Below are 13,007 nucleotides of genomic sequence, written 5' to 3'. Positions count from 1 at the left end.
TAATTTAAATACACATAGCTATGTGTTAAAGCTGGCTTTTTCAATAATCTTAAACTGAAGCAATAAAAATCTATGTTTCTATGTTTTAAAATTAAACATCTGTGTTTATCCGCGTTTTCACGAAGTGAATCCGTTTTATCAACGTACTATTATCTTATAAATCAAAAGAGGTATGTTTAATATATTTTCTATCATAAGTATACAAAACGTGTATTCTCTTGTCGGCGGTTTGAATTATAGCTGGATAACTGAATTCTCCTTTTTCCTGTTTTTCGAGATCGAATAGTTTCGTCCAATTTAAACCATCTTTAGAATATTCAATATCCAGAATATTACGTCCGTTAAACCAGTCTTTTCCAATTGGCAGCGGATTATTTACCAATAAAAACAGATTTTTATTGATTGTTAAGGCATCAATTCCAGAATTTGAATTAATGACATTTATAGTATTGGTTCTAATCCAGCTTTTACCATTATCTCCCGACCAGCTAGAAACCACTTTATTGTGTTTGCTTCGAGACAGCATCTGAATATCACTCTTACCATGAATTAAAAATGTTGGCTGAATAACATCAAAGTTCTGATTGTTTTCTACCGCTATTTTCTTCCAAGAATCTGTTGCTTCTGTATATTCTTCAACATGTACTCGCCATTGGTCTGTGTTGACACTTTCGGTACTGCTTCCGCATAAAATTATGCATGGAGTGGTTTCGATAGGTTTGTTTCGGATTGGTCCTAAAATTCCGTCGGGAAGATATTTTGGTTCTCCCCATGTTGTTCCGTTATCTTTTGAAACCATCATAGCGCCAAACCATTCTCTCGGATTTTTTCCAATTTTATAAAACAAATACAAATTCTGGCTTTTGCTTTTAAACAAAACTGGATTCCAACATGGCAATGTATCTCCGTTTTTAATTAAGGGCTGAATCAGTTCTATTGGTGCAGACCATTTTTTGTCTTTGTACGCCGAAATGTAAATTCCGACATCTTTTGCACCTTCATATTTTCCGCCAAACCAAGCGGCTAGAATTTCGTTTGGTTTGTATTCAACCAAAGTTGAGGCGTGACTATTTGTTGTAACAGGCGGGTCGGCAATATAACTGCTTTCAATATTAACAGCCTTTATCTGTGCTTTTATTCCATTAGAAAAAAGAAATAAAACCAACAGAACTGCAACAGTACATTTTGTCTTTAAAATCATTTTATTTTAAAATTATTAAACACATAGAAACATAGATTTTTTTCTTTTTACGAAAAGAATAAAGAAAGAAACTAGTTTCTCACACATAGCTATGTGAAAGAAATATTTTTCTCTTTGCTTTTCTTTTTAGACACAGAACCTATGTTTCTATGTGTTAAAATTAAACTTGCTCACTTTTACACAAAGGGAAATTGTTAATTATGAATTAAAGTTGGGGCAAAAATTCACAGGTCTTCATAAAAAACAAAAGGAGAGTTACCTCTCCTTCTGCTCAAGTAACAAATCTATTGATCTTTTACTTTACCAAATTAATTATTTTGTGTCCCACCAAAGTCTTGTTCCACCTGAATCTGGACCTCCTAATTTAGCAACTCCGCCATCTACAGCTTCTTTATTTGATGAGTACTCATTTGTAGTGTAAATAATTCTTTTCATTAAAGATTTACCAACTCCTGCATCTGGATTATCCGTATTTAAAACTGGATAGATTACTTTAGCATCACTTCTACGTAAATCTGCCCAAGCCTCCCAAGATTCTGGGAAAATTGCTAAGTATTTCTGAACTGCAATCTGAGTTCTTTGATCAGCAGTAGATGCAGACCATGCCACAGGCAATTTAACTGGAATATCTTGTAAATCTAAAGTTGGGTATAAAGTCAAAATGTTTGGCAATGTTGGCAATGTTGTTCCAGCAATGTAAGCATTAACATCAGCTACTTCTGTAATTCCCCATTGCGCAAGCGATAATCTAATACCTGTTTCATACAAAGTTTTAGCATCTGCTCCCATATTCCATCCATTTAAAGCTCCTTCTGCTCTACTTAAGTAGTTTTCAGAAGCCATGAAGATTTCAATGTTTTTAGTTTCGCTAAGTGTGTTATTTGCACCATTTCCTAAAACATCATTGTTAAAAGCAGAGAATTTTGTAGTTCCAAATTGATCTTCTAAACCTCCAACTGGGTTTCCTCTATACACTTTTGTTGTTGCAGTAGCATCAAGTGGAGCAAACCATTTTGCTAAACGCGGATCGTTGTACCCAACTAAGATACTTTCCATAGAAGCTGTCATTACGTAACCCCAACTATTTACAATCATGTTTAAGTTGTTTGGCGTAATGTTACTTGCTTTAAAGAATGCACTTTGATCGTTTGTCTGCATTACTCCAGCAGCAACCGCAGCTTCAGCTTGAGTTTTTGCATTTGCAGGATCTTTATCAGAAATTCTTAAAGCCAAACGTAATCTCATACTATTTCCAAAGATTCTCCATTTGTCAACACTTCCTGCATAAACTCTATCATTTGGTGCAAGAGAAGCAACCGAAGTTGCAGAAGTAGAAGTTAACGTTGCATTTGCTTCGTCCAATAATTTAAAGAAATCTGCATAGATAAATTCTACGCTATCGTAAGGAACTTTATCTTTTCCGTTACCTGCCTCAGTATAAGGAATTGGTCCGTAAGCATCAACCATTTGGTTGTACATGAAAACTTTCCAGATTTTAAGAACAGCTGTAGCTTCTGCATTTCCTTCAGATGCTTTAAAAGCATTTGATAAAGCTGGCGCAGCAACGGTGTAAAATCTTGTCCATCCTCTACCTTCGTATCCGTTTACGAAAGCATTTCTTTCCGTTCCGTATCCACAATTTAGGTAGTGGATAAAAGTTGAAGATAAAATACCTGTTGCAATACCCCAAGTACCTTGATCATCTACTCCTGGAGACGAATAAGAACCATTGTGGATACCTGCATATAATGCAGATGCAAATGCAGGACCTGCCAATGTAGCATCTAACTGATCTTCAGTCAATGAATTAGGATCTTTGTTTATTTCATCAAAATCGCCAGTACAGCTTGACAAAATCGAAACTGCCATTAATGCAACTCCTAATGTTTTTATTTTAAAACTATATTTCATGATGTCTCTTTTTTAATTAAAATCCGAATTTAACATTCACTCCATAATCTCTCGTTGATGGAATGTTGAAAGATTCTATACCTTGTAAGTTACCTGTACCTGCTCCAGCTTCTGGATCAAAGTGCTCAGCTTTATTCAAGAAGAAGAACAAGTTTCTACCTACTAATGAGAAATCGATACTTGAAAATCCAGAATTACCTAATAAGCGTTTTGGCATTGAGTAACCAAAAACAAGCTCTCTTAATCTGATGTTTGTAGCATCATAAACAAATGGCTCTGCAATTGGAGTTCTTTGTCCGATAGCTGTCCAGTATTGCTCAGCATTGATGCTTGTTGTGTTTGGAGAATAAGTTCCGTTTCCGTTATCTACAACACCATCCACAATGATTCCGCCATTTCTTCCTGCCAAAGTAATATCACTTACCCCTAAACCAGCTTGTCTCGCTTGAGTGTATGAAATAACTTCACCACCGATTCTGAAATCAACCAAAAAGCTTAAAGAGAAATCTTTGTATTTAAAGTTGTTTTTGAAACCTGCAGTCCAATCTGGATTAAAGTTACCCGCACGAACGTCAAAACCATTTGTAGCTAATGGAATACCTGCGCTATTTACAATGATATTTCCGTTTGGATCTCTTTGGAAACCTTTGATGTATAAATCACCATATTCGCCTCCAACAACCACTTTACTTCTTACTAAACGCCCTTCTCCAAGAACTAATTCATCTCTTCCTTCAAAGATAGATTTTACTTTTGACTTGTAAGAAGCGTAGTTTGCTGTAATATCCCAAGTAAAGTTTTCTGTCTGGATTGGAGTCGCAGTAAGCGTAAGCTCGATACCTTTATTTTCAATATCTCCACCGTTTACGATAGCTCTAGAATATCCAGAAGGCTCAGGCGTATTGATGTAGAAAATCTGGTTATTAGTTAATGTATTGAAATACGTGAAATCTAAACCTAAACGGCTGTTGAAAAATCTAACATCAGCACCAAACTCTGTAGAAGAAGAAATCTCTGGTTTTAAGTTTGGATTTGCTTTTGTGCTTTGTCCATATAACATACCACCGTTTCCTCCAATGTAAGAGAATCTTTGTTGTGTCTGATATGGATCTGTATCGTTACCCACTTGTGCGTAAGAAGCTCTAACTTTTGCAAAACTAATTACTTCTGGCAATGTAACCATATCAGAAATAACAGCTGAAAGTCCGAAAGATGGGTAGAAATAATCTTCTGGTAAAGTTGAAGACCAGTCATTTCTAGCTGTTAAATCTAAGAATAAGTAGTTTCTGAAACCAATTTGACCAAATCCGTAAACAGAATTAATTCTTTTTTCTGAAGCTGTAGAAGTAGATTGAACTGTTTGAACATTTGATAATGCGAAGAAGTTTCTTTTACTTAAAACACCACCAGAATTTAAAGCTGAACTATTTTGCTGCAATGAACTCGCACCCGCATTAAGACCAACAGAGAAATCTCCGAATTTTTCATTGTAAGAAAGTAAAGCATCTACGTTCAATTCGCTTACAGTTTCATAAGATTCGCTGTAAGACCCCATGTTGCTGTTGAAAGCTGCAGTTGCATATCTGTTTCTTACGTTTTTGTTTGTCATTTGGTCTAAACCAGCTCTACCTTGTAAGCTTAACGTTTTTGTAAACTCATATTTAAGAGAAGCTAAACCAATAAATCTATTTCTTTTATCTGTACGAGCATCATCTCTTAAAGCAGACCAGAATGGGTTTCCACCAGGAGCACCAGTTTCGTCAATAAAATAGTTAACTTGTCTTTGTCCTGCAGCATCAAAATATTCGAAATCTTTGTAATCGTTGTAAGCAATACTACGTGGCAATAAATAAGCAGATGTTCCAATAGACTCTTCACCCGTTCTCAATAAGTTATCGATATCCTGAACGATGTAGTTTGTTTTAGCATCTAAAGTTAATTTATCTGTAATCTTGCTAGTCAATCTTAAGTTAAGATTGTGTCTGTCCATTTGGTTTCCACCCACAATACCTTCAGCACGTGTGTTAGTGTAAGAGAAATAACCTTGCGCTTTTTCGTTACCCGCAGTAACTGTCAAAGTATTTGCTAAGTTATAACCTGTTTTGTAGAAATCAATAACGTTGTTTGGCTGTGGAGAATAGCTTTGTGTAGCTGGCCCAGCGTAATTTGGATTACGAACCAACTGCCAAGCAGATACCTGACGCCCGTCTAAAGGCGCACCCCAGCTTGAGCTTGAGTTAGAAACATAATTTCCGTTTGTCCCTTGACCGTATTCGTTCTGTAAATTCATCAAATTATAAGCAGAAGAAGCCATAAAGTTAGATGATAACGAAACAGACGTTTTTCCAGCTTTACCAGATTTAGTTGTAATTACGATTACACCATTTGATGCTCTAGAACCATAAAGTGCTGCTGCAGATGGTCCTTTAAGAACAGTCATCGAAGCAATATCTTCTGGGTTAATGTTAGAGATACCATCAGGCTGAGTAGTTCCTCCTGTATCAATATCAGGATTTGTGTTTGTTGTTCCGTTACTAATTGGCACACCATCTACAACATAAAGAGGTTGGTTGTTACCGTTTAACGATCTGTTACCTCTTAATGTAATTCTAGAAGAAGAACCAACACCATTTGAAGTAGTAGAGAAGTTAAGACCCGCAACTTTACCAGAAAGTGAGTTGGCAACGTTTAATGATCTTGCTTCAGATAACTCATCTACAGAAACGTTTTGTGCAGAATATGTAATGGCTTTTTTCTCTCTTTTAATACCAAGAGCTGTAACCACTACTTCACCTAACTGCTGCGTATCTGCACCTAAAGATACGTTAATTGTAGTTTGTGCCCCAACAGCAACTTCTTTTGTAGCAGATCCTACATAAGTAAAAACCAAAACTGCTGATTGATTTGGAACACTAATGCTGTACTTACCGTCAAAATCAGTTGAAGCACTTGTTTTAGTTCCTTTAACAATAATATTTGCTCCAGGAATCGGAATCCCGCTTTGAGCATCTGTTATCGTTCCTTTTACCGTTGTCTGCGCTTCTAGGCTTTGAAAACCGAAAAGGCATATGACAAACAGTAATTTTAGTACGTTTTTAATCATATTAGTTGTTTTTTTAGAGTTAATAACATGTTAAACTTAAGAATACATTCTGTTAACAAAATATAATTTCGACAAATGACAATTTTGAAAAGGTGTTGGTAAATCTTTAGTGTTTTATTGAAAGAAAACGTTTTCATTTGTAATCCTACTCTGCCTTAAATTAAAAGACCAAATTCTATTATTGAATAGAATTTGGTCTTTTATAATTGTATTCATTTTTTTAAAGTAAAAACGCCGAAAAATCTTCGGCGTTTTTGGGTTTTTAGTTCAAAACCTTAAATTTCGTTTTAAATAAATCGGTCGAATTTCCGCCGACCATCACTTCGAAATCTCCAGGCTCTACAACGCGCTTCATTTCTCTGTTCCAAAGAGATAGCTCATCTGGAGTAAGTGTAAATTCAACATTTTTTGTTTCGCCTTTTTTGATATTTAATCTTTTGAATCCTTTTAACGTTTTTTCGGGAGTTGTTACTGAGCTGTAAACATCGTTAATGTATAACTGAACCACTTCATCTCCGTCTCTATCTCCCACGTTTTTAACATCAACGGAAACTTTTACTTCTCCGTCTGGCTTAATTTCAGTTGTATTCAGTTTTAAATTAGAATATTCAAACTTCGTATAACTTAATCCGTAACCGAATGAATATAAAGGATGTTCGCTTTCTGCTACATATTTATGGATCGCAGATGGCTTTTGGTTATAATATATAGGTAACTGCCCAACTGATTTTGGAACCGTAATTGGCAATCTTCCTCCTGGGTTATAATCTCCAAATAAAACATCAGCTACCGCTCTACCTCCTAATTCACCTGGAAACCATCCTTCTAAAACTGCTGGAATATTTTCAGCAATCCAGTTTGTAGAAAGCGGACGACCGTTTAATAACACACAAACTACAGGAGTTCCTGTTTTTTGAATTTCTTCGATCAGTTGCTGCTGGATTCCGAATAAGTCTAAAGAAGCTACGTCTCTGTTTTCTTCAACCAATTCGTTAGATTCTCCTAAAACTACAATTGCAACATCTGCTTTTTTAGCAGCATCGATTGCTGGCTGTAGGTTTACTTTTTCTAAATTCCAACGGAAATGAGCTCTGGCTCCCCAGCCTCCTTCCCACATTTCGATGCGGACTTTGTATTTTTTTCCTTTTTCAATGTTTTTTGGAACTGTCACCATGCTTGTGGCACCTTTTGTCCAGTTGTCGATTACCAATTGATCATCGATATACATTCTGATTCCGTCATCAGAACTTAAACCTAACCAGCCATCCAATGCTTGATCTGATTTTAAAAACCCTGTCCATCTGATAGAAAAATCATCTACATTTACACCATCACCAGGCGCCCAAGGCCAGTCAAACTCTAACTGATTGTCGATACGAGTCAATGCAGGAGTTCCTTCCAGATTTCTGTTATTGAAATATTCTCCTTTTAATCCGTTTTGAGATTCGTCTGGAGTAAATAAATATTTAGATGGAATAATCTGTCCTTTTACAATTAACGGAACACCTTCTTCATAAACTACATTAGCTGTTTTTCCAACCAATTCCTTAACCCCTTCATAAACCGTCATTCCGACACTGTTCTTCGGAGCATAACCACCCAATCTTGAAGCATTTGCATTTGGTCCGATAACCGCAATATTTTTTAAGTTTTTGCTTAAAGGCAAAATATTGTTTTCATTTTTCAATAAAACCATAGATTTTTGAGCTGCTTCTAAAGCAACAGATTGATTTTCTGGAGTATGAAAACGTTCTTTAATCAGATTTTTATCTGTGTACGGATTTTCAAATAATCCTAATAAGAATTTCAAACGCAAAACTGCTCCCGCCGCACGGTCGATATTTTCTGGTGTCAATTTCTTTTCGTTTACCAATTCAATAACAGTATTCTGCCAGAATTCATTCGAAAAATCGTAGAATTGCATATCAACACCCGCTGAAACAGCTTCTCTAATCGCATCTTTTGGAGAATCAGCCACTTTATGAGTGGTCTGAATATATTTAATAGCTCCCAAATCTGAAACTACCAATCCTTTAAAACCCCATTCCTTTCTTAAAACATCTGTCAATAACCAGTGATTCGCAGCACAAGGAATTCCGTCTAATTCAGAATATGCGCACATAGTTCCTAAAGCACCGCCTTTTCTAAACGCTTTTTCAAAAGATGGCAAGTGATCTTCTCTTGCAGAACGTTCTCCAACCAAAATTGGCGAAGAATTTCCTCCCGCCTGCGGAATACCATGAACCGCAAAGTGTTTCGGCTCAGCTATAATAGAACGATCTGATTTTAAATCGTCTCCCTGCATTCCTTTAATGAAAGCCAAACCAATTTCGCTATTTAAAAAAGCATCTTCACCAAAAGTTTCTGCAACACGCCCCCATCTTGGTTCGCGCCCTAAATCTAAGTTGGGTCCAAAACCAAAATGAACTCCATGTGCTCTGGCTTCCATACCAATTACTTTTCCCACTTTGTCCATCGTAGCCACATCCCAAGTTGCTCCAAGTCCGATGTTCATTGGGAAAGCAGTACTTCCTTCGTCTAAATAGCCGTGAAGCATTTCACACATAATCAGCGCCGGAATTCCCCAACGGTTTCCTTTGATTACATTCGTTTGTAAATCATTGATCATTTTCGCTGAACGCGGATAAAGGTCATGAATCGCTCCAATTCCTAATTTCCCAATTTTTTCAGCCGATTTAGATTTTGCAAAATCTTCTTTATCTTTAAAAAAGTCTCCTCTGTACATATCCATCTGACGCACTTTTTCTTCAAGTGTCATACGGCTTAGCAAATCTTGAACTCTTTCTTCTACTGGTAATTTGGCATCCTGATACGGATACTTTTTCTGGGCGTGGATTTGGTTAAAAAAACCAACAGCCATTACAAAAATAATGGCCGTTTTTCTCATTCTTAATTGTAACATAGTTGTGTGTGTTTAGTTTTGAATCACTTTAAGCTTTGTTCCATTCACAAAATCATCATGCGAAATAAAAAAGCTGTTATGTGATTTTCCGTTTAGCTCAATCGAATTGATTTTTCCACCATTATTGATTTGTCTTTCAATTACGATGCTTTCTTTTTTATAATATCTTGGATCTAATTTGATCGTCACTCTATGAAACATTGGCGCTGTAATGGTGTAAACTGGATCTCCAGGCGATATTGGATAAATTCCCATCATCGAATACACCAGCCAAGCCGACATAGTTCCGGTATCGTCATTTCCTGGCAATCCTTTTGGCTCATTTTTGAAATACTCGCGAACCAATTTCCTTACCATTTCCTGCGCTTTATATTCTTCACCTTTCACATAATTAAACAAATACGGATTGGCAATGTCTGGCTCGTTTGCCATATCAAATTGTTTCGTATCAAATATCTTCTGCAATTGTGCCGAAAATGGTATATCACCCCCTATTAATTTCTTTAATCCGACAATGTCATGAGGAACCATAAAAGCATACTGCCAAGCATTTCCTTCAATAAAACCAACATTTTCTTCAAAATTAGCTCCAGAAGCAGGATCAAATGGCTCATACCATTTTCCATCAGCCGTTCTTGGACGAAGCAGATTTAAGTTTTTATCGAATAATTTTCTGTAGGATAATGAACGTTCTTTAAAACGTTTTACATTGTCTTTATCACCGAACTCGTTGGCCATAAGCGAAATAGAATAATCTGAAATATTGTATTCCTGAGTTGTAGAAACTGGGCCTTTATTGTCAGTTGTTAAATATCCTTTTTTGATATAATCTTTCAATCCAGGACGAAGCGGATTATTTTCAATATTATCTGCGCCTTTCAACATCGCATAATAGGCTTTGTTAATATCATAATCACGAATTCCTCTCATATAACTATCAGTAATTACAATACTTGCCGGGTCACCAACCATGGTAAAAGTTTCAGTCGAATTCAGTTCCCATTTGGGTAACCAGCCGTTTTCATCAAACATAGTCAACATACTTTTTACCATATCAGATTGCTGTTTTGGATAAACCAAAGACATCAATGGATGTACATTTCGGTACGTATCCCATAAAGAAAATACGGTATAACGGGTGTCATCAGTTTTAGCAATTTTACTTCTTTTGATTACGGGATATTGTCCGTTAATATCATTTAAAATATTGGGATGAATTAAAGTGTGATACAAAGCTGTGTAGAAAATCGTATTGTCAACTTTTGTACCACCTTCAACCAAAATTTTAGACAATTCTTCGTTCCATTCGTTGTAGGTTTCTTTGTAAATTGCATCAAAAGATCTGTTACCCACTTCTTTTGCTAAGTTTTCACGGGCATTTTCGATACTTACATACGAAATTCCAATCTTCACTTCAACCGTTTCTTGTTTGTCGAATTTATACGTAAAATAACTTCCAATACTATCACCTACTACGGTTTTAATGGTATTTTCCATTATTCTAGCTTTTCCGTTGTAACCCATCCATTGCGCTTCAACGCCGTTGTATTTTGCAGGTTTTTTCCAAACTCCAAATTTATGGGCAGGTTTAGAAAACTGAGCCACAAAATAAACCGGATAAGCATCTTCTGGACTATTGTAACAAAACGAACCAACCGAACGCATTCCTTCAATTTCTGTAGAAGAAACCACTTTTACCATCGCGCCTTCTTCATTTGTTAAACCTAAACCAAGATTTAATAAAATATTAGATTGTCCTTTCGGGAAAGTGAATCTGCTCACTCCAACTCGTTTTGAAGCAGTAAACTCGCCTTTAACTTTATACTTGTCGATGTTCACGCTGTAATACGCTGCTTTGGCCACTTCATTAGAATAAGTAGATCCGTATTTCAAATGATCGATTTCTACATTTCCAGTTGTTGGCATCAATAAAATAACACCCAAATCTGGACAGCCAACACCGCTTAAATTCACTTGACTAAATCCTGTCAAAAAGGTATTTTCATTCACATACGGGTTCGAAAGCCATTGACTGTCTTTTTCCATTGGAGTATTTTTCACTCCCGCCACATTAAACGGACTGATACTTGCCATTCCGCGCGGGGCAATTGGTCCCGGAAAAGCCGCCCCATAATTGGAAGTCCCAATAAACGGATTCACAAAATCGGCAGGTTCCTGCGCAAAAATCGTTATGCTAAAAAACAGCATGTAGAAAAAACATGCTGTTTGAAATTTGTTTGTATTTAAAACCATAGGTTTCATTTTTATCTGTTGATCGCTTCAATTTTTAAAGTCCACGCTTCTTTTGCAGGAAGATTGTTTCTTAAGCTTTCTGGAATAACAACTTTAAATCCGTTTCCTTCTTTTGTCCATTTTAAAGACGTTTTAGAACCTAACATTGTAATTTTTGTTCCTTTTTTAGGACTTATAACTTTTACAGTAACTTCAGCAGGAATTTTGTCTTCTCCTTCTTTAGCTAAATAAAATGCAAATACATTACCTGCTTTATTTTGTGTAAAACAAATGTTTTCTTCTTTGTAAGGCTCAATAGGTTTTGTGTTATAAATTGCTGTGCTGTTTACTTTCATCCAGTCTCCATACGCTTGCAATAAATCGTAAGCACCTTTATCCCATTCTCCTTCCGGACTTGGAGCAACGTTTAATAATAAGTTTCCGCCTTTTGCCACAATATCAATCAATAAGTGAATTCCTTGTCTACCAGTCATGTAAGTTGCACCTGGAGAATAAGACCATCCACCACCAGCTGGAATACAAGATTCCCAAGGATAAGGCAATGTTTTAGCAGGAACACGTCCTTCTGGAGTTAAATAGTTTTGGTTTTTACCGTGAACTGCTCTATCAACCACAATTAAACCAGGCTGTTTCTGACGCGCTTTTACAACCAATTCATCCATTTTTGGATCTTGATCTACAACTCTGTGTTTGATGAAACCGTTTTTAGATTCGTTTTCAGTAAATTTTTCATCGTAATTTTCTTTGATGTTCTGCTGATCTCTTTTTCTAACCCATCCTCCATCTAACCATAAGATATCTACTTTTCCGTAGTTAGAAAGAATTTCTAAGATTTGGTTGTGAGTGAAATCAACATATTTTTGCCATTTTTCTGGGTATAAAGAAGGATCATAGTTTACGTTTCTATCGAAAGGAGGAAAATAAGGATCCCAATAGTTTTCGTTATGCCAGTCTGGTTTTGAGAAATAAGCTCCCGTTGAAATGCCTTCTCCTCTAAATGAGTTGAAAATTTCTTTTAAAACATCTGCTTTAGGATTGGTATGAAAAGGAACATCTTTACTAGTAATCTTATAATCAGAATATTTGGTATCATACATGTTGAATCCGTCATGGTGTTTGGTGGTAAAAACCATGTATTTCATTCCAGCATATTTAGCCGCTTTAGCCCATTTTGCAGGATCAAATTTTACAGGATTAAAGGTCTTTCTCAATCCTTCGTAATCTTTGATATAATCATTATAATTAGACGGATTACTTCCTTTTTTACGTTCACACCATCCATAATCTTCAGGGCAGATAGACCAAGATTCTACAATACCCCACTGGCTGTAAGTTCCCCAGTGCATAAGCAAACCAAATTTTTTGCCTTGCCATTCGTCTAAGTTCTTTAAAACTAACGGATCAGTTTCTGGTACGTATCTTTCATCTTCATATATCGCCTGAGCGAATATCTGAGCTGAAAATAAAAGGGCGATAATGAATATTCCTTTTTTCATCTTTAATCTAATTTATAATTTATTATTCTTTGTTTTCTGGTTTAATAGGTAATCTTTACTCGTTGGGTGAAATTATTTTCAACATATAGAAACATAGTTTAACTAAACTTAAAAAAGGCG

At 36.0% G+C, this 13,007-nt stretch carries 6 protein-coding genes; all 6 read right to left on the bottom strand.

What is annotated here, in order from left to right; translation table 11 throughout:
* Positions 1–154: 154 nt before the first annotated feature.
* The gene (locus RB618_RS14930; protein ID WP_308069466.1) at positions 155–1,201 is read right to left on the bottom strand and encodes a sialidase family protein; all 1,047 of its coding nucleotides are present in this window, start codon (positions 1,199–1,201) and stop codon (positions 155–157) included.
* Positions 1,202–1,513: 312 nt separating this feature from the next.
* Positions 1,514–3,112 carry a SusD/RagB family nutrient-binding outer membrane lipoprotein gene (locus RB618_RS14925; RefSeq protein WP_308069465.1) on the bottom strand — a complete coding sequence of 533 codons (1,599 nt, stop codon included), beginning with the start codon at positions 3,110–3,112 and terminating at the stop codon, positions 1,514–1,516.
* 16 nt (positions 3,113–3,128) lie between these two features.
* The gene (locus RB618_RS14920; RefSeq protein ID WP_308069464.1) at positions 3,129–6,215 is read right to left on the bottom strand and encodes a SusC/RagA family TonB-linked outer membrane protein; all 3,087 of its coding nucleotides are present in this window, start codon (positions 6,213–6,215) and stop codon (positions 3,129–3,131) included.
* Between the two features lie 262 nt (positions 6,216–6,477).
* On the bottom strand, positions 6,478–9,138 hold the full coding sequence (locus tag RB618_RS14915) for a glycoside hydrolase family 3 N-terminal domain-containing protein (protein WP_308069463.1): 2,661 nt from the start codon (positions 9,136–9,138) through the stop codon (positions 6,478–6,480).
* Between the two features lie 12 nt (positions 9,139–9,150).
* A complete protein-coding gene (locus RB618_RS14910; protein ID WP_308069462.1) occupies positions 9,151–11,391 on the bottom strand; it encodes a GH92 family glycosyl hydrolase in 2,241 nt (746 codons plus the stop codon).
* A gap of 11 nt (positions 11,392–11,402) precedes the next feature.
* A complete protein-coding gene (locus RB618_RS14905) occupies positions 11,403–12,887 on the bottom strand; it encodes an alpha-L-fucosidase (RefSeq protein ID WP_308069461.1) in 1,485 nt (494 codons plus the stop codon).
* Positions 12,888–13,007 lie beyond the last annotated feature (120 nt).

The organism is Flavobacterium sp. LHD-85, from assembly GCF_030929595.1.
In the GTDB taxonomy this organism is placed as follows: domain Bacteria; phylum Bacteroidota; class Bacteroidia; order Flavobacteriales; family Flavobacteriaceae; genus Flavobacterium.
The sequence above is the reverse complement of the archived record's forward strand: the minus strand, read 5'-3'. Positions and strand labels throughout refer to the sequence as shown.